This is a genomic window from Microbacterium galbinum, from assembly GCF_023101185.1.
GTDB classification, from domain to species: domain Bacteria; phylum Actinomycetota; class Actinomycetes; order Actinomycetales; family Microbacteriaceae; genus Microbacterium; species Microbacterium galbinum.
This window is the reverse complement of the sequence record NZ_CP078077.1, coordinates 2,240,309-2,257,872: the sequence shown is the minus strand read 5'-3', so window position 1 is coordinate 2,257,872 and position 17,564 is coordinate 2,240,309. Positions and strand designations below refer to the sequence as shown.

At 69.1% G+C, this 17,564-nt stretch carries 16 protein-coding genes; 2 read left to right on the top strand and 14 right to left on the bottom strand.

Going from position 1 to position 17,564, the window contains the following annotated elements:
• Window positions 1-58: 58 nt before the first annotated feature.
• From KV396_RS10985 to KV396_RS10970, 4 genes are all read right to left on the bottom strand, one after another.
• Entirely contained in the window at window positions 59-2,521 is a 2,463-nt protein-coding gene (locus KV396_RS10985) for an ATP-dependent helicase (RefSeq protein WP_247955735.1), read from the bottom strand.
• Between the two features lie 83 nt (window positions 2,522-2,604).
• Window positions 2,605-3,618: an ABC transporter permease gene (locus tag KV396_RS10980; protein ID WP_247955734.1), complete on the bottom strand. Its 1,014-nt coding sequence runs from the start codon at window positions 3,616-3,618 to the stop codon at window positions 2,605-2,607.
• Window positions 3,615-4,580 carry an ABC transporter ATP-binding protein gene (locus KV396_RS10975; protein WP_247955733.1) on the bottom strand — a complete coding sequence of 322 codons (966 nt, stop codon included), beginning with the start codon at window positions 4,578-4,580 and terminating at the stop codon, window positions 3,615-3,617. The genes KV396_RS10980 and KV396_RS10975 overlap by 4 nt, the downstream gene beginning before the upstream one ends.
• Window positions 4,581-4,665: 85 nt before the next feature.
• A complete protein-coding gene (locus tag KV396_RS10970) occupies window positions 4,666-5,652 on the bottom strand; it encodes a glycerophosphodiester phosphodiesterase family protein (RefSeq protein WP_247955732.1) in 987 nt (328 codons plus the stop codon).
• Window positions 5,653-5,741: 89 nt separating this feature from the next.
• Here KV396_RS10970 and KV396_RS10965 point away from each other — a divergent pair, with 89 nt between their 5' ends.
• Together KV396_RS10965 and KV396_RS10960 are read left to right on the top strand one after the other, a co-directional pair.
• Entirely contained in the window at window positions 5,742-6,653 is a 912-nt protein-coding gene (locus KV396_RS10965; protein WP_247955731.1) for a Bax inhibitor-1/YccA family protein, read from the top strand.
• Window positions 6,654-6,806: 153 nt separating this feature from the next.
• Window positions 6,807-7,079, top strand: coding sequence for a GlsB/YeaQ/YmgE family stress response membrane protein (locus KV396_RS10960; RefSeq protein WP_247623152.1), 273 nt, complete (start codon window positions 6,807-6,809; stop codon window positions 7,077-7,079).
• A gap of 60 nt (window positions 7,080-7,139) precedes the next feature.
• Here KV396_RS10960 and KV396_RS10955 read toward each other — a convergent pair whose 3' ends face one another.
• The 10 genes from KV396_RS10955 to KV396_RS10910 all read right to left on the bottom strand — a co-directional run bounded on the left by KV396_RS10955 (window position 7,140) and on the right by KV396_RS10910 (window position 17,521).
• Entirely contained in the window at window positions 7,140-8,438 is a 1,299-nt protein-coding gene (locus KV396_RS10955) for an RNA polymerase sigma factor (protein WP_407665514.1), read from the bottom strand.
• A gap of 1 nt (window position 8,439) precedes the next feature.
• Window positions 8,440-8,865, bottom strand: a complete 426-nt coding sequence (locus KV396_RS10950; RefSeq protein ID WP_247955730.1) for a YciI family protein — start codon at window positions 8,863-8,865, stop codon at window positions 8,440-8,442.
• Window positions 8,866-8,995: 130 nt separating this feature from the next.
• Window positions 8,996-10,381 carry a glycosyltransferase gene (locus KV396_RS10945; RefSeq protein ID WP_247955729.1) on the bottom strand — a complete coding sequence of 462 codons (1,386 nt, stop codon included), beginning with the start codon at window positions 10,379-10,381 and terminating at the stop codon, window positions 8,996-8,998.
• 8 nt (window positions 10,382-10,389) lie between these two features.
• On the bottom strand, window positions 10,390-11,976 hold the full coding sequence (guaA, locus tag KV396_RS10940) for a glutamine-hydrolyzing GMP synthase (protein ID WP_247955728.1): 1,587 nt from the start codon (window positions 11,974-11,976) through the stop codon (window positions 10,390-10,392).
• Window positions 11,973-12,485: a DUF3817 domain-containing protein gene (locus tag KV396_RS10935; protein ID WP_247623157.1), complete on the bottom strand. Its 513-nt coding sequence runs from the start codon at window positions 12,483-12,485 to the stop codon at window positions 11,973-11,975. Before KV396_RS10935 ends, guaA begins: the two co-directional genes overlap by 4 nt.
• A 64-nt stretch (window positions 12,486-12,549) precedes the next feature.
• Complete coding sequence (locus KV396_RS10930) at window positions 12,550-13,530, bottom strand: class I mannose-6-phosphate isomerase (RefSeq protein ID WP_247955727.1); 981 nt, start codon at window positions 13,528-13,530, stop codon at window positions 12,550-12,552.
• Entirely contained in the window at window positions 13,527-14,801 is a 1,275-nt protein-coding gene (locus KV396_RS10925; protein WP_247955726.1) for an ADP-dependent glucokinase/phosphofructokinase, read from the bottom strand. The genes KV396_RS10930 and KV396_RS10925 overlap by 4 nt, the downstream gene beginning before the upstream one ends.
• A 35-nt stretch (window positions 14,802-14,836) precedes the next feature.
• Window positions 14,837-15,700 carry a ketose-bisphosphate aldolase gene (locus tag KV396_RS10920; RefSeq protein WP_247623160.1) on the bottom strand — a complete coding sequence of 288 codons (864 nt, stop codon included), beginning with the start codon at window positions 15,698-15,700 and terminating at the stop codon, window positions 14,837-14,839.
• Between the two features lie 49 nt (window positions 15,701-15,749).
• Window positions 15,750-16,595 (bottom strand): carbohydrate ABC transporter permease, encoded by an 846-nt coding sequence (locus tag KV396_RS10915; RefSeq protein ID WP_247632737.1) that lies wholly within the window; start codon window positions 16,593-16,595, stop codon window positions 15,750-15,752.
• Window positions 16,596-16,597: 2 nt separating this feature from the next.
• Window positions 16,598-17,521 carry a carbohydrate ABC transporter permease gene (locus tag KV396_RS10910; protein ID WP_247623162.1) on the bottom strand — a complete coding sequence of 308 codons (924 nt, stop codon included), beginning with the start codon at window positions 17,519-17,521 and terminating at the stop codon, window positions 16,598-16,600.
• Window positions 17,522-17,564: the final 43 nt, after the last annotated feature.

Below are 17,564 nucleotides of genomic sequence, written 5' to 3'. Positions count from 1 at the left end.
AACCCTCCGCGGCTCCGCCCTCGGCGGCAGTGGGCCCGGCAGCACCGGCTCGGTGCCGTCAGATCTTCTCGATCGGTGCGACCTTGATGAGGAGCTTCTTCTGCCCGGCGGTGTCGAAGCGCACGTGCGCGATGCGCTTGGCGCCCTCACCGGTGACGGTGTCGACGCGACCCTCGCCGAAATCGACGTGGCGGATGCGGTCCCCCGCGGTGAGTTCGAGGTCGCCGTTGTCGCGCACCTTGGCCGTGACGCGGTTGGGGAAGCGGTCCATGGCGGTCGAGAGGGGCTTGAGCGAATCGCGGCCCGGCAGCGGCTTGACTCCGAAGCGATCGCCGGAACCCGACCCCGACCCCGATCCTCCGAATCCGCCCGCGCGGCGCGCGTTGAGGGCGCGCGATTGCATGCCCCCGCGGGAGTTGACGTCTCCCGGGGACTGGCGCCAGTCGATCAGAGCGACCGGGATCTCCTGCAGGAAACGACTCGGCATCGCGACGGTCACCTCGCCGAACTGCGCCCTGGTCATCGCGAGCGACAGGTGCAGGCGCTTGCGAGCACGGGTGATACCGACGTAGAAGAGCCGACGCTCCTCCTGCGGACCACCGGGCTCGCCGGCCGAGATGCGGTGCGGGATGAGGTCTTCCTCGACACCCGTGACGAAGACCGCGTCGTACTCGAGGCCCTTGGCGGTGTGCATCGTCATGAGCGACACCGTGCCCGACTCGTCGTCGAGGTCATCGGCATCCGCCACGAGCGCCACATCGGTGAGGAAGTCGACGATCGTGCCCTCGGGGTTGTTGCGTGCGAAATCGCGGGCGACGGCGACGAACTCGTCGAGGTTCTCGACGCGCGCTTCGTCCTGCGGGTCGCGGCTGGCGCGCAGCGCATCGAGGTAACCGCTCTTGGCGAGCAGCAGGCTCAGGCCGTCGGCCACGGTCGTCGGAGCCGGCACCTCGCCCGTCGGCGGCAGCATGATGGCCGTCGCCTCGGTGAGCACGGCGTCGAGCTGCGCGATCGCCGCCTGGATCTTGGGGCCGAAGCCGAGCTGTGCCGGCATAGACAGGGCGTCGCGGAACGTGATCCCCTGCTCCTCGGCGAAGCGGGCGATGGCCGTCTCGGTCACATCGCCGATGCCGCGACGCGGCTTGTTGAGGATGCGGCGCACCGCCATCTCGTCGGCGGGGTTCGCGACCGCCACGAGATACGCCAGCGCGTCCTTGATCTCGGCGCGCTCGTAGAACTTGGTACCGCCCATGATCTTGTACGGCACCGCCGAACGGATGAAGATCTCCTCGAGCGCACGCGACTGGGAGTTCGTGCGGTAGAAGACCGCCATCTCGGAGTACGGCATGCCGGCGCGGTGCAGCGCCTCGACCTCGTCGGCCACGAACTGCGCCTCGTCGTGCTGCGAGTACCCGGTGAAGCCGATGATCTTGTCGCCCTCGCCCCGGTCGCTCCAGAGCTTCTTCTCCTTGCGGTCGAAGTTGTTGCCGATCACCGCGTTGGCCGCCGAGAGGATGTTCTGCGTCGAGCGGTAGTTCTGCTCGAGCAGCACCACGCGCGCCCCGGGGAAGTCGCGTTCGAACTCGCTGATGTTGCGGATGTCGGCACCGCGGAACGCGTAGATCGACTGGTCGGAGTCGCCGACGACGGTGAGCGAGGCGCCGGCGGTGTCGGCGTTCTTCGGCTCGGGCTCCGGTTCGAAGATCATCATGCCGTTCGAGGCATACGGGTCGGGTGCCGACGAGGATGCGAGGGGCCGCGTGAGCTCGTGGATGAGCGCGTACTGCGCGTGGTTGGTGTCCTGGTACTCGTCGACGAGGATGTGCCGGAACCGACGGCGATACGTATCGGCCACCTCGGGGAACGCGCGGAACAGGTAGACCGTCTGCCCGATCAGGTCGTCGAAGTCGAAGGCGTTCGCCTTCTGCAGCTGACGCTGGTAGTCGGCGAAGACCTCGACGAAGATCCGCTCGGCGGGGTCCGACATGTTGGCCTGCCGCGCATAGGACTCGGCATCCGACAGCTCGTTCTTGAGCTTCGAGATGCGCGACTGCACGGATGCCGGGGTCAGCCCGAAGGCGTCGGCCTCGTGCTCCTTGACCAGACGCTTGATGAGCGCGCGGGAGTCACCCGAGTCGTAGATCGTGAACGACTTGGTGAACCCGAACTGCTGCGCCTCGCGCCGCAGGATGCGCACGCATGCCGAGTGGAAGGTCGAGATCCACATGCCGCGTGCCGCATCGCCGATCAGGCCCTCGACGCGCTCGCGCATCTCGCCCGCCGCCTTGTTGGTGAAGGTGATCGCGAGGATCTGGCTCGGCCAGGCCTCGCGGCTGCGCAGCAGCGACGCGATCCGACGCGTGAGCACGCTCGTCTTGCCCGATCCGGCCCCCGCGACGATGAGCAGCGCGGGACCGCGGTAGGTGACGGCCTCGAGCTGCTGCGGGTTGAGGCCGGCGAGGAGGTCGTCCTGACCCTGCGGGCCGGCGGTTCCGGGAACGATGAGAGGAGCTTCGGTCATGGCTCTACGAGTCTAGGCGGCGCCACCGACACCACCGCCGCCCGTTTCCCTCTCGCGCACGGTCCGGCATCCGCGACCGGAGCTCAGGCGATGCGCGTCCCCGGCGGCAGCATCCGTGCGGGCGTGCGCGTGCGCGACCACGCCCCGGCGAACAGCGACCCGGCGATCACGACCTGCACTCCGAGCCCGACGAACCAGCTCGGCACCGTGGAGTCGATCACCTCGCGCGGAGTCGGACCGGGGCTCCCCGCCGCGCAGTCGTCCCAGCGCTGTTCGAGGGGCGACAGCTGCGCGCTGCGCACCCCGTACTTGATCTGCCCGAACAGATCGACCGGATACCCGCCGCTTCCGTACTCGGTGGGCGTGGCGTCGGCCAGCACGACGAAGGGGTTCGCGGCGAGCGCCCACCACACGAGATCGAAGCGCGGCACCTCGTAGGTGTACTCCTCCCACTGGTCGCAGATCGGGCCGTTCTCGTCGTAGGGACGGCTGTAGTTCGTCGCCTCGCCGCGCACGGCGAGCCCGCCCAGCGCGAACACGATGAGCGTGCCGATCACCAGACCGGCGACCACGAGGTACGTCGTGGCGACCGAGAACAGTGGACGCGCGATCAGACCGCTCAGCCCCACCCCGATGGCCGCGACGATGACGATCTCCGCGGCCAGTACGAGGATCGAGATGAGCAGCACCAGCGGGTCCGCGCCCCCGCCGAGCAGTGAGAAGGCGAGGAAGGGCAGCGCGACGAGCAGGAATGCCCCGCCCGTCGCGATCGCGGCGACGAGCTTGCCGAGCATGATGTCGCCGGTCGAGACCGCGGTCACCTGGATCGCGGCGAGGGTCGCCGATTCGCGATCTCCGTTGATGGCGTTGCCGCTCAGCGTGGGCGACACGAGCACGACGAGCAGGAGCACCATGTTCACGACGATCGAGAAGATCCCCGCCCCCGGGGCGTCGCCGTAGGAGTAGACGGCGGACGACAGCGCAGTGACCCCGAGGAGCACCACGGCGAAGACGCCGAGCAGCACGTACCAACCGACACTGCGCAGGCGCTGGGTCAATTCGAGACGGGCGATGGTGCCGATATGGGCGATGCTCATGCTCCGGCCTCCGTTCCGGGGTGAGCCGTGGGCGGGGGTACGACCGTCGGATTCAGATGCAGGAACGTGTGTTCGAGCGCGCTCTGCGCCGGCGCGAACTCCGAGATCGGGAGCTGCGCGGCGACCAGCCTCTGCAGCGCGCGCGCGGCGGACTCCTCGGTCTCGAAGCCGATCAGTACGGCTCCGCGGTCGGCGCCGAGCGACTCCGGAGCCACCCCGAGGGTCGACGCGACCTGCCAGGCGTCGGCGGCCAACCGATCGGTCGAGGCGCCGACCAGCCGGATCCGCCAGGCGCGGACGGATGCCTGGGCCGGCGCCGCGTCGACCACCGCCCCCGCGACGAGGAAGACGGCGTCGTCGACGACCTCCTCGAGCTCCGAGAGGATGTGGCTGGAGATGAGCACGGTGCGCCCCTCGGCGGCGAGACGGCGCAGCAGCACGCGCAGCTGCACACGGGCCTCGGGATCGAGTCCCGAGGCGGGCTCGTCGAGCAGCAGCACCCGGGGGTCGTGCACGAGCGCCCGGGCGAGCCCGAGCTTCTGCTTCTGCCCGCGGGAGAGCACCTTCGCGGGGGAATCGGCGAGCGGGGTGAGCCCGACGAGGTCGAGCAGCGCGGCGGCGCGATGCGCGGTATCCGTCGGTGCGATGTCGTACAGCCGACCCGTGGTCACGAGTGTCTCGCGCGCCGTCAGCGAGGGCCAGGCGCCGAGCGCGTCGGGCATCCATCCGAGCATCTTGCGGGCGGCCAGCGGATCGACCATCGGGTCGACGCCGCCGATGCGGATCGTGCCGGTGTCGGGGGCGAGCAGCGAGGCCAGCATCAGGAGCAGGGTCGTCTTGCCCGCGCCGTTCGGCCCGACGAGTCCGGTCACGCGCCCCGGTTCCGCGCGCAGTGTGGCCGACCGGACGGCCTGCACCGTCCCGAAGGCCCGGCTGACGTCTTCCACGACGATTCCACTCATGCGGGCCAGTCTGGCATCCGGCTCCGACGCTCCCGCCGCGCACCGCCGGGTCGCTCCGACGACGGCTCTGCCGGTGCCCGATCCCTCAGCCGCGGAAGAACGCCACGCCCAGGTCGGGGTGATCGACGAAGACGCCGTCGATCCCCTGTCGCGCGATCACGCCCCACTCCGCCTCGTAGTCGCCGAAGGCGCCCTTGCCCCCGTCGCCGCGGAACTCGGGCGCGAGGAAGGCGTTCTCCGGCCGGCACGTCCAGGTGAAGACCTTGAGGCCCCGCGCATGCGCGTCGGCGACGATCGTGTTGCCGTGAGCCAGCAGCATCTTCTTGCTCACGCTGATGCCGTCGACCGCGCCGATCAGGCCGTTGAGACCCCGCGGTGCGACCGTCGCCTTGTAGGTGAGCGCCCTCTTGCCGTGGGCGACGAGCTGGTCGTAGGGGCGGCCGGACGACTCGATCAGGTAGATGTAGGAGGCCGGGATGCCGCGGGCCCGCAGCTGCCCCAGCACGGTCTGCTCGAAGCACTCGATGATCAGCGGCAGTTCTCCGTCCGCCCAGCCGGCGGCCCGCAGATCGCGCTCGATCAGCGGCACGAGGTCGAGACCGATGCTCGCGAAGTACGTGGCGTGCTTGACCTCGAGCACCACGCCGATCTCGCGCCCGTGCTCGACCGACCCGCGCCGCACGAGGTCGAGCAGGTCGACGAGGCGCAGGATCGGCTGCCCGCCGTCGAAGCTGGCGCTCGTGGCGCGCACCTCGGGCAGACGCTCGCGCCCGCGGAGCGTCGAGAGCTCGTCCCAGGTGAAGTCCTCGGTGAACCAGCCCGTCAGCGCCTGCCCGTCGACCCGCTTGGTGGTGCGTCGATCGGCGAACTCCGGATGCTCCGCCACATCGGTCGTGCCCGAGATCTCGTTCTCGTGGCGCACGACCAGCACGCCGTCCTTCGTCGCGACGACATCGGGTTCGACGGCATCCACGCCCATCGCGAGCGCCAGCTCGTACGAGGAGCGGCTGTGCTCCGGGCGATACCCGGGCGCGCCCCGGTGTCCGATGACGAGGGGAGGTTTCCTGGGCACGCTCTCAGCGTAGAACACCCCATCGCGCGCCCCACGCCGGTATCGTGGAGGAAAGCGACCTACGACACCCTTCTGGAGTGAGGCCCACCATGAGCAACTTCGCATTCAACAACCCTGCTTTCAAGCAGCAGGATCCGCGCAATGTCGCGACCTACCCCGGCGCACCGCAGGGTGCTCGGGGAGCCCAGGCCGCATCGTTCCAGCACGCCACCGTCGACGCCGCGGCCAACGCGCAGCTCGAGGGCATGTACGCGGCTCCGCCGGCGGGCTCGATCGAGACCGACCGCATGTCCGTCGAGGACACCGTCTGGAAGACGGCCGGCCTGTTCGGCATCCTCCTCGTCACCGCGGCCATCGGCTGGGTGTGGACGCTCGGCGGCACCGACATCAACTCGTTCTCGACCGTGTCGCTCGTGCCGTGGATGATCGGTGCGCTCGGCGGTTTCGTCCTCGCGATGATCATCACCTTCACCTCGCGCAAGAAGGTGCGTCCGGCGCTGATCTTCGCCTACGCCGCCCTCGAGGGCCTGTTCATCGGTGGCATCTCGGCGTTCTTCGAGGTCCTCTACCCGGGCATCGTGCTGCAGGCCACGCTCGCGACGATCTCGGTCGTCGGCGTGACCCTCGCCCTCTTCGCCAGCGGCAAGATCCGCGCGTCGAAGAAGGCCACCAAGATCTTCATGGTCGCGATGGTCGGCTACCTCGTCTTCTCGCTGCTGAACCTCGTGCTCATGTGGACCGGCGTCCTGCCCGCGAGCCAGGCCTTCGGCCTCTACAGCGCCGAGATCATGGGCATCCCGCTCGGACTGATCATCGGCGTGCTCGTGGTCATCATGGCCGCCTACTCGCTGGTGCTCGACTTCGACCAGATCCAGCAGGGTGTGCGCAACGGCGCTCCCCGCGTCTACGGCTGGCTCGGCGCCTTCGGCATCATGGTCACGGTCGTCTGGCTGTACGTCGAGATCCTGCGCATCATCGCGATCGTCCGCGGCAACAACTGACGATCCGTCGTCAGTCGCTCACGAGGCCCGTCTCCCTTCGGAGGCGGGCCTCCTGCCATGTTCCGCCTCGCCGCGCAAGGGGTTTCCTGAAAGCTTCCTGAGAGCGCAGAGTTGATCCATCAGACGAACCTCGTCTGCACACAGGAGGTCATCATGAGCTTTCTCGGCTTTCTTCTTCTCGGTCTCATCGCCGGGGCCATCGCGAAACTGATCCTGCCCGGCAAGCAGGGCGGTGGATGGTTCATCACGCTGCTGCTGGGCGTCGTCGGCGCCCTGCTCGGCGGGTGGCTCGGTTCGCTGATCCTCAACCGCCCGCTCACCGAGTTCTGGGATCTCGGCACATGGCTCCTCGCCATCGGCGGATCGATCATCGTGCTGCTGATCTACGGCCTCATCGTCGGTCGTGGCAGTCGCAGTAAGGCCTGATCACCGCTCCGTGCGCTGATCGCGACGCTTCGCCCCCTCCGGTCCCCGGTGGGGGCGAAGTCATGTCCGCTCGCCGCGCGCCTTCGCCTCCAGCAGCGCACGTTCACGGTCGTTGCCGGTGAGGGCGGCGGCTGTCGCGAACTCGCTGCGCGCTTCGTCCTCACGCCCGAGGCGGCGCAGCATCTCGGCCCGTGTCGCCGGCAGCAGGTGGTAGCCGCGCAGAACTCCGGATGCCTCCAACTGATCGACTACCTTCAGCGCCGAGGCGGGCCCCGTCGCCATCGCGACGGCGGCCGCGCGGTTGAGTTCCACGACGGGCGACGGGGCGAGCCGCCCGAGCGCCTCGTAGAGCACGACGATCTGTTCCCAGTCGGTCTCCTCGATCGACGGAGCGAGGGCATGGCACTCGGCGATCGCCGCCTGCAGGCCATAGGCGCCACGGCCTCGGCCGACGGCATCCGCCTGCGCGAGCGCGGCACGTCCTCGCGTGATCCGGCTGCGGTCCCACAGCCGTCGATCCTGGTCGCCGAGCAGCACCGGATCGCCCTGCGCATCGGTCCGCGCCGGGAACCGCGCCGCGGTGAGCTCCATCAGAGCGAGCAGCCCGAGGGCGTCCGGCTCGCGCGGCATGAGCCCGACCAGCACACGCCCCAGCCTGATCGCCTCGTCGGCGAGGTCCGGCCGCATCCATTCCGGCCCGCTGCTCGCCGCATGGGCCTCGTTGAAGATCAGGTACACGACGCCGAGGAGCGCCCCGAGACGGGCGGTGTGCTCTTCGCGCGGAGGAGTCTCGAACGGAACCCCCGCCGCGGCCAGCGTCTTCTTCGCCCGCACGATGCGCTGCTGCACGGTGGCCGTGGGAACCAGGAACGCGCGAGCGATCTCCTCGCTCGACAGCCCCGCGACCACGCGCAGGGTGAGAGCCACCTGGGCTTCGCGTGACAGCACGGGGTGACAGGCGATGAACATCAGCCGGAGCACGTCGTCGTCGACGGCGTCCGGGTCCCAGGGCACGGCGTCGGTCCCCTCGGCCTGCTCGCGCTCCAGGTCGTGGGCGAGCACGGCGATGCGGTCGTCAAGGCGCTCCTGCCGCCGCCATCCGTCGATCGCTCTGCGCTTCGCGACGGCCGTCAACCAGGCGGCGCCGTTGCGGGGCACACCCTCGACCGGCCACTGCCGTAGTGCATCGAGCAGCGCCTCCTGGGCGAGGTCCTCCGCCCACCCGAAGTCGCCGACCATGCGGGCGAGCGTGCCGACGATCTTCGCCGACTCGATGCGCCAGACCGCGGCGACGGTGCGCTCCACCGTCCCCGGTGGGGGAAGGGGACGCACCGCCGCATCGTCGGAGGAGGGGGGCATCTCACTGCTGGGCGCGCTGCGCCTGCTCCTCGCGCCAGCCTGCTTCCTTCTCGATCCACTCGTTGTCGGCGGGGAAGTCCGAGGCGTCGGTCACCCGGCGCACCTCGAGGAACGATCCGGGTCCGAGCGGTGCACGGCTCGCCCACTCGGCGGCCTCCTCGCGGCTCGACACCTCGAGGATCCAGAATCCGTTGAACAGCTCCTTGGTCTCGCCGTAGGGGCCGTCGGTGATGAGCGGGATCTCGGCGCTGAAGTCGACGACGAAGCCCTCCGCGGCATCGGTGAGTCCCTCGCCCGCTGCCAGCACGCCGGCCTTGATCATGGACTCGTTGTACTTCCCCATCGCCTCGATGACCTGCTCGAAGGGGATCTCCTTGTACGCATCGACGGCCTCGTCGGTCGCGCGCATGATGAGCATGTACTTCATGGTGTTCTCCTTGATCGATGGGATCGTGTCTCGACCCTCTCATCAAAGACGTCGAACGGGAACGCGTCGGATCGACATGCGATCCGGAATTCTCCGAGATTTCTTCTCGAGCGCTCTTTCGAGCGTGTTCTCAGCGCCGGGGCGGCCGACGCACGGCCGCATCGATCACGGCGGTGAGCGCGCTCAGCGACTTCTCGGGGCTCCATGCCGCGGCCACGTCGGGGGCCTCCGCACTCAGCCGTGCGAGCAGCGCCGGGTCGGCCAGCACGCCGCGCAGGGCGGCGGCCAACGCATCGACATCGCCGCTCGGAGCGAGCACTCCCCCGCCCGTGCCCAGGACGTCGCGGATGCCGTAGCGCACGTCGTACGACACGACCGGCGCGCCGTGCAGCAGCGCCTCGACGATCGACAGCGGTTGCCCCTCGAAGGCGGTGGCGGTGAGCACGACCGAGGCCCGGTCGAGAACGCGCCCCGGGTCGTCGGTGTACCCGGCGAGCACGACGCGATCCGCCGCACCGAGCTCGGCGATGAGGGCGGTCAGGCGCTCCTGCTCCGGTCCGCCGCCCCAGATCTCGAGGCGAGTGTCGGGCACGTCGGCGGCGAGGAATGCGCGGATGGCCTGATCGACGCGCTTGCCCGGAGCCAGGCGTCCGAGCACCACGACCAGTCCCGGCTCCCGCAGGTCGTCGCGGCGCGCGACGGCCGGGATCGGGTTCGGCACGGTCTCGTTCCGCGCCGCCGTGCCGAAGCGTGCCACGACGTCGTCGCGCTGCGTCGCCGTCGGCCAGATCACGGCGTCGAAACGGTCGGAGAGGGCGAACCAGCGCGTCCACAGGGCGTTGGTCGGGGCATCCGCCGTGTAGGGAGCCTCGAGGTGGATGGTGTGGATCGTGTGGAGGATGCGCACGCGCGGGTCCTGCCACCCCACGATGAGCTCGCCGAGCTGGCGCGATTCGCAGATGACGACGATCGGGCGGTCGCCGAGGCCCGCGGCCAGGTGCGACAGCCACGCGCGGTACAGTCCGCCGAAACCGGCGACGCCGCCTACGACCTCTCCGTCCGCGTCGAAGATCTGCACCGGCTCGACGCTCAGGTGCCAGTCGGGATTGCCCGGGATCACCGGGAGCGCGACGAACGGCCGACCCTCGGCATCCGCGATCGTGCGGTACTCGACCCCCGGGTTCGCGACGAGGGCGGGATCGGCGACCGATCGCAGCCACGCGGCCGCTCCGCCCTCGGCGCCGACGGCCTCGTCGAAGAGATTCCGCAGGCGGGAGGCGTTGACCAGAGCACCGCGCGAGACGAACGTCTCCCGGTGCTGCGCGTGGTCGGCCGCGGTACCCGGGTCGAAGGTGAGCAGCTGCGGCCCACGCCCCTCGGCCACGCCCGCACCGGCCAGCTGCCGGGCGCGCGACAGCGTCGCGATCGTGTAGCCGCCGTCGAGGTCGGGGATGAGCCGACTCGACAGCACCAGGTACTCGGCGTCCGGCAGGGCCGGCGCCGACGCGGGGAGCATCGTCTCCCCTACTCCCACTCGATCGTCCCCGGCGGCTTCGAGGTCACGTCGAGCACGACGCGGTTGACGTCGCGCACGCCGTTGGTGATGCGGTTCGAGATCTTGGAGAGCACGTCGTACGGCAGGCGCGTCCAGTCGGCCGTCATCGCGTCTTCGCTCGACACGGGACGCAACACGATCGGATGGCCGTAAGTGCGGCCGTCGCCCTGCACACCCACCGAGCGCACGTCGGCGAGGAGCACGACGGGGCACTGCCAGATCTCCTGGTCGAGCCCGGCCTTGGTGAGCTCCTCACGGGCGATGGCGTCGGCCTCGCGGAGGATCTCCAGACGGTCGGCCGTGACCTCGCCGATGATGCGGATGCCCAGGCCGGGGCCGGGGAACGGCTGTCGGCCGACGATCGCCTCGGGGATGCCGAGCTCGCGCCCGATCGCCCGGACCTCGTCCTTGAACAGCGCACGCAGCGGCTCGATCAGCTCGAAGTCGAGGTCGTCGGGCAGACCGCCCACGTTGTGGTGCGACTTGATGTTCGCCGTGCCCGCACCGCCGCCGGACTCGACGACGTCGGGGTAGAGCGTGCCCTGCACGAGGAAGTTGACCGGGGCGCCGCCGGAGGCCTTCGCCTCGGCGACCAGGTCGAGCTGCACCTTCTCGAACGCGCGGATGAACTCGCGTCCGATGATCTTGCGCTTCTCCTCGGGGTCTGTGACACCCTTCAGGTGGCCGAGGAAGGTGTCGGCGGCGTCGACCGTGATCAGACGCACGCCGGTGGACTCGACGTAGTCCTTCTCGACCTGCTCGCGCTCGCCCTTGCGGAGGAGCCCGTGGTCGACGAACACGGCGGTGAGCTGATCGCCGATCGCCTTGTGCACGAGCGCGGTGGAGACCGCGGAGTCGACACCGCCCGAGAGCGCCGAGATGACGCGGGCGTCGCCCACCTGCTCGCGGATGCGCTCGATCTGCTCGGCGATCACGTTGCCGCTGTTCCAGTCGGACGCGAGGCCCGCACCCTTGTGCAGGAAGTTCTCGAGCACGCGCTGGCCGTGATCGGAGTGCTTGACCTCCGGGTGCCACTGCACGCCGTAGAAGCCGCGGTCCTCGTTCGCGAACGCCGCGACCTTGGTCGCGTCCGTCGTCGCGAGCACGTCGAAGCCCTCGGGAGCACGCGCGACCTGGTCGCCGTGGCTCATCCACACGTTCTGCTCGACGGGCTGGCCGCCGAGCAGCGTTCCGCCGTCACCCGTGATGACGGCATCCGTCGCCCCGTACTCGCGCAGGCCGGTGTTCGCGACCTCGCCGCCCAGCGTCTGGGCCATGTACTGGAAGCCGTAGCAGATGCCGAGCGTGGGCACGCCGAGGTCGAACACCGCGGGGTCGAGGCGCGGCGCTCCCTCCTCGTACACCGACGAGGGCCCTCCGGAGAGGATGATCGCGACCGGGTTCTTGGCGGCGATCTCGGCGGCGGTCGCGGTGTGCGGCACGATCTCGCTGTAGACGCCGGCCTCGCGCACGCGGCGGGCGATCAGCTGCGCGTACTGCGCGCCGAAGTCGACGACGAGCGCGGGGCGCTGCTGGGTCTCGGACTGTTCGGTCAACGGGCACCTTCCGGGGCGGGAGCGGAGACCTCTGAGGCCTCTCGGGTGGCGAGGTAGGTCTTGACTTCACGGGCCACGATGGCCTCCATGAAGAACGACAGCAGCGGGATCACGCCGCCGAGGGCGAGCAGGATGAAGCGCGGGAACGGCCAGCGCATCAGGCTCCACATGCGGAAGCACGCGAAGAGGTACACGACGTAGAACCAGCCGTGCGCGACGAGGATCGCCAGTGACACGTTGAAGCCGTCGCCGAGCGAGGTCATCTCGCACGAGTTCGTCCAGGGGGCGAACAGCGACCACCACTCGCAGTCGGCGCCGGCGAGCACGCCGGCGAACCAGAGCGGTCCGCCCGATCCTCCGAGGAACAGTTCGAGGTGGATCGGCGTGTACTTCAGCACCATCTCGGTCAGCAGCAGGAGCAGCATGACTCCGGTGATGATCGACGCGATCTGGTAGAACTTCAGCGCACCGCGGATCGCCGGAAAGCTGGCGACTTTCGGTTCGGGCATGCGTCCAGTCTAGTCGGCGCGCCGCACCGCTCGATCCGGCGCGGATGGCCCGCGCTCGACGCCCTCACGGTGCGGGCGGCCGGGCGACCAGCGCTTCACCGTGACCCGTGAGCGCGCGCTCGGATGCCGCGGCGGGAACGAGCACCGTCGACCCCGCGGGGAACCCCTGTCCTCCCAGAGCGAGCTCGCCATCGACCACGACGACGATCGCGAACCCGGGATCGAGCATCACGGGCCCGCCGTCGACCGGAACCCGATCGAGGCGGAAGTACTCGTCGGCGGCGGCCGGGAACGCCGACCCCGATCGCGGCGCCGTGCGGACGAGGGCGTCGAGCTGTGCCCGGTCACGCCCGGTGCGGTTCACCGCCGTCAGGGCCAGATCGAACCCGAGACCCAGATGCCCCTCGCCGGGGCCGTCGATCGCGAACCCCTCCCACTCGAGCAGGATCGAGAGGTCCTCGGGCTGCTGCAGTTCGAGCAGGAGAACACCCGCGCCGATCGCGTGCAGCTCCCCCGGCGGCACCCACACCACATCGCCGGGCCCGACCTCGATCGCGTGCAGCAGACCGAGGAGCGCGGCGACGTCCTGGCGCGCGACCAGATCGGCGAGAGCATCGGCCGTCACGTCCTCCCGCAGGCCGACGTGCACCGTCCCGCCCTCGAGGATGTACCAGGCCTCGGCTTTGCCGTGCGCGCGGCCGAGATGCCCGGCCGCGAAGTCGTCGTGCGGATGCGCATGCACCGGCAACCGCTCCCCCGCGTCGAGCAGCTTGACGAGCAGGCGCGCGTCGTCACCCCAACGGCGGACGTGCTCCTCCCCCAGCCAGGCGATCGGGTCGTCGGCGATCGCCTCGCGCAGCATCCGCCCGTCGGGCAGGGTGCTGAGGCCGAGGGTCTCCTCGCCGCGGACCGTCGTCACCGATCCGATCCAGTCCTCGGGTTCGCGGGGCGCGGACCCCGGATCGCCGCGGAACGCGCGGAGGCGCTCACCGCCGCGGTAGAAGCGCTCGGCCGGTCGGTTCGGGGCGAGGGCGATCGGGTTCATCGGGCAGCTCCATTCACATCGGCGTGCGCGGCATCCGCATCGGCGTGCGCGGCATCCGCATCGGCGTGCGCAGCATCCGCATCCGCGTGCGCAGCCAGGAACCCGCCGACGAAGGTATCGCCGAGACCGATCGTCGTCGGCTCCGCGATATCGAGGGCGAAAGCCGGCACGCCGACCGCTCCGGCGATGCCGCGCTCGACGGCGGCGACGAGCTCGGCGCCGCGTCGGCTCCGCGCCATCGCGGCCGTCTCCTCGGCATCCGACGACGAGAATCCGTCGCCGAGCCGGTAGCGCGTCGCCGCGACCCGGACGGCGCTCTCGAGCGCTGCGCGGTGGCGCGCGGCATCCGATCCGATGGCGATCGCCCAGTGCCGGGTGTGCACGACGAGGGCGGGGGCGGGGATCAGCCGGGCGATCGCAGTGAGCGCGGCGATCACATCGGCCGGATCGAGCAGATCGACGGATCGGCCCAGATACTCCTGCAGTTCGTCCTCGTTCATGCCGTAGACATCGATGCGGGAGAGCAGCCGGTCGCGGACGGTGTGCGAGAAGGCCCGCGTGTAGAAACCCGCGTCCTCGTAGTACACCAGCGCGTCGTCGGGCAGCGACGCGAGCGCGACGAGCAGCTCGTCGAGCCGGCGCTCGAGCAGGTCGTGGTCCTGCATGGTGTTGAAGCCCGACACCAGGAAGACGGATGCTCCTGCCAGGGCCGCCGGCAGATCGTCGGCGAGACGCATCTCGCGATTGGGCGGGTCGTTCGCGAAGATCAGCCGGTTCGCGCTCGGGGAGACGATGTCACCGTCGATCAGCCGCACGTGCGCCCCGACCGGGTACTGCACGATCAGGTGCGGATCGAGGGTGTCGCGGTCGGCCGACGACACGTACGAGACGCGCTCCGGCAGCAGACGGCGGACGTTGTCGTCGATGCTCACAAGATGCTGCACGCTCGGGATGCCGAGGCTGTCGAGCACGAGCCCCGCGCGCACCCCCGTGCCGCCGAGCGTCACGGCCACGTCGAAGTGCGCGGCGAAGCGCTCGATCACCTCGGAGGACTCGACGAAGCGCTCGGCCCCGGTCCCGGCTGCGACGAACGCGAGCACGGCCACCAGGAGCGAGCGCTCGTCGACGATCGACGCCGCGGCGGTCAGCTCGTGCCGCCGGATGCGATGCTCCCGGGCCAGCCGGCCGACGACGGCGGAGTCCCACCGCAGTTCGAAGTCGACCGTTCCGCCGAGCCCCAGCACGAGCCGACCGTCCACATCACGTGTCATCCGTCGATCGTCCTCCGCGTCGAGATCCGTGCCGGTCAGTACAGGTCGGCCTTGCCGTCCGCACCGAACAGTTCGATCTTCTCAGCCGCGGTCGCCTTCAGGGCGGCGATCGGCTCGGGCTGAATCGCGTTCGGCTCGCGCAGACGCTCGTCGGTGCCGAGGATCTCGCGCATGCGGTTGTGGTACGAGACCTTGATGTCACTGGAGATGTTGATCTTGTTGATGCCCAGCTCGACGGCGCGACGCAGTTCGGAGTCCGGATTCGCCGATCCGCCGTGCAGCACGAGCGGGATGCCGACCGCGGCCTTGATCTCCTGGAGCAGGTCGTGGCGCAGCTCGGGGTTCTTCTCGGCGGGGTACAGCCCGTGCGAGGTGCCGATGGCGATCGCGAGGCTGTCGACGCCCGTCTCCTCGACGAAGCGCACGGCGTCGTCGACGTTCGTGTAGATGATCTCCGCAGCGCCCGACTCGCCGTAGCTGTCGTTCGCGCCGATCGTGCCCAGCTCGCCCTCGACCTGGATGCCCACCGCGTGCGCGGCCTCGACGACCTTGCGCGTGAGCGCGACGTTCTCGTCGAACGGCAGCAGCGATGCGTCGATCATGACCGAGGTGAACCCGGCCTTGATCGCCGTGATCATCTGCTCGTAGCTGCCGCCGTGGTCCCAGTGGATCGCCACGGGGACGCTCGAGCGGTGCGCGCGGGAGTGCATCGCCGCGATCAGGTCGGTCGTGATGTGCGAGACCTCGTCCGGGTGGATCGCGATGATCACCGGCGCGTTCTTCTCCTCGCTGATGTCCATGACTCCGTTGAACATCGCCCAATCGCTGATGTTGAACGCCGGGATCGCGAAGTTGTGCGCGTTGGCGACGTCGAGGATGGATTTTCCGGTGTAGAGCACGTGTTTCTCCTGTTTTCGTGATGGTCGAGGGCCCCGGGCGGGGTGGCGGTCAGCTCTTCACCGAGCCGGCCGTGAGGCCGCTGATGAAGTAGCGCTGGAAGAAGAGGAAGAGGATGAGCACGGGGATGGACCCGAGCACGCTCATGGCCATGATCTGGTTCCACTCGTAGGAGTGCTGCCCCATCAGGAGTTGGATGCCGATGGGCACCGTGCGCATGTCGATCGTGCGTGTGAGCGTCAGCGCGAACAGGTACTCGTTCCACGCGATCATGAACGTGTAGATGCCCACCGACACGATGCCCGGCACCGAGATCGGCACGAGGATGCGCCACAGCGCCGTGAACGACCCCGCGCCGTCGACGCGGACGGCCTCGTCGAGCTCGCGCGGCAGGGTGTTGAAGTAGCCGGTCATCATGATGATCGCGTAGGGCAGCGTGAACACCATGTACGTGAGGATCAGCCCGGCGTAGGAGTTGTAGAGGCCGAGGCCGACCATCAGGCCGAAGTACGGGATCAGCAGCGTGATGGGCGGCACGGCCTGCACGCTCACGATCACCACGTTGAGGATGCGCTTGCCCCGGAAGTCGAAGCGGCTGAAGGCGTAGGCCGCCTGGATCGCGACGATCAGGGTGAGGATCGTGACCGACCCCGCGACGATGTAGCTGTTGAGGAAGAACCGCACCGTCTCGGCGTTCGTGAAGATCGCGATGTACGCGTCGAACGAGAAGGTGTCGGTGATGAGCCGCGGGGGCAGCTCGAAGATCTGGGTGTTGGACTTGAACGAGCTCGAGAGCATCCACAGCACGGGTCCGGCGGCGAAGACGGCTCCGATGATCAGTCCGATCATCAGCGAACCCTTCGCGACGACGCGGCGGTTCTTGACGGTGAGCGCCATGATCAGTCCCTCGCTTTCTGGTGACGGACGTAGAACACGGCGAGCACCATCGACATCAGCAGCACGAGCACGGCCGAGGTGGCGGCGAGCGAGAAGTCGTACTTGGCGAAGGCGAGCTTGTAGGTGAAGGTGCTGAGCACCTCCGTGACGTCGATCGGACCGCCGCCGGTGGTCATCCAGATGAGGGCGAACTGCTGCGAGGTCCAGATCAGGTCGAGCAGCACGAGGCTCACGATGATCGGCCGCAGCTGCGGGATCGTCACGTTCCAGAAGCGCTGCACGTTGCTGGCGCCGTCGACGGTGGCCGCCTCGTGCAGTTCGGCCGGGACGCCCTGGAGGCCGGCGAGCAGGCTGACCATGAAAAACGGGTACCCCGCCCAGATGTTGATGAAGATGATGGTGCCCAACGCCAGCTGCGGAGAGGCGAGCCATTCGATGTCGGTGTTGAGCAGGAAGTTGATCACGCCGTTCGGGGCGAGGAGCATGCGCCACAGCACCGCGATCACCGCGACCGTGAACAGCCACGGCAGAACGTAGAGGGCCCGGAACAGCGAGCGCGAGACCCGGCCGAGGAGCGGACTGTTCAGCATCATCGCGAACGCGAGACCGAGCACCAGGTGCGCCAGCACGCTCGCGACCGTGAACAGGATCGTGTTGCCGGTGGCCTTCCAGAAGCGGGGGTCGGAGAGGACCTCGACGTAGTTGGCGATCCCGACGAACTCGGGCGACTTGTTCAGGATCACGTTGTCCTGGAACGAGTATCCGATCACCATCACGATCGGCACGATCATCAGGACGAACAGCAGGATGATCGTCGGCGAGAGGAAGGCGTACGACTCGGTGGTCTTGCGCAGTTGCCGTCGGCGCCGCGAGTGCGGCACCCCGGTGACGATCACCTCGGTGTCGTCGGTCGTTCTCAGGCTCATGAGGTGCGGGCTCCTAGGTTGGTCGGGTGCCGCACCGCATCAT

Coding starts and splice junctions, on each gene's coding strand:
- KV396_RS10985 (WP_247955735.1), bottom strand. CDS start 2,521: ATGACCGAAGCTCCTCTCATCGTTCCCGGAACCGCCGGCCCGCAGGGT.
- KV396_RS10965 (WP_247955731.1), top strand. CDS start 5,742: ATGAGCAACTTCGCATTCAACAACCCTGCTTTCAAGCAGCAGGATCCG.
- KV396_RS10960 (WP_247623152.1), top strand. CDS start 6,807: ATGAGCTTTCTCGGCTTTCTTCTTCTCGGTCTCATCGCCGGGGCCATC.
- KV396_RS10975 (WP_247955733.1), bottom strand. CDS start 4,580: ATGAGTGGAATCGTCGTGGAAGACGTCAGCCGGGCCTTCGGGACGGTG.
- KV396_RS10935 (WP_247623157.1), bottom strand. CDS start 12,485: ATGCCCGAACCGAAAGTCGCCAGCTTTCCGGCGATCCGCGGTGCGCTG.
- KV396_RS10910 (WP_247623162.1), bottom strand. CDS start 17,521: ATGAGCCTGAGAACGACCGACGACACCGAGGTGATCGTCACCGGGGTG.
- KV396_RS10945 (WP_247955729.1), bottom strand. CDS start 10,381: ATGCTCCCCGCGTCGGCGCCGGCCCTGCCGGACGCCGAGTACCTGGTG.
- KV396_RS10915 (WP_247632737.1), bottom strand. CDS start 16,595: ATGGCGCTCACCGTCAAGAACCGCCGCGTCGTCGCGAAGGGTTCGCTG.
- KV396_RS10955 (WP_407665514.1), bottom strand. CDS start 8,438: ATGCCCCCCTCCTCCGACGATGCGGCGGTGCGTCCCCTTCCCCCACCG.
- KV396_RS10980 (WP_247955734.1), bottom strand. CDS start 3,618: ATGAGCATCGCCCATATCGGCACCATCGCCCGTCTCGAATTGACCCAG.
- KV396_RS10950 (WP_247955730.1), bottom strand. CDS start 8,865: ATGAAGTACATGCTCATCATGCGCGCGACCGACGAGGCCGTCGATGCG.
- KV396_RS10930 (WP_247955727.1), bottom strand. CDS start 13,530: ATGAACCCGATCGCCCTCGCCCCGAACCGACCGGCCGAGCGCTTCTAC.
- KV396_RS10925 (WP_247955726.1), bottom strand. CDS start 14,801: ATGACACGTGATGTGGACGGTCGGCTCGTGCTGGGGCTCGGCGGAACG.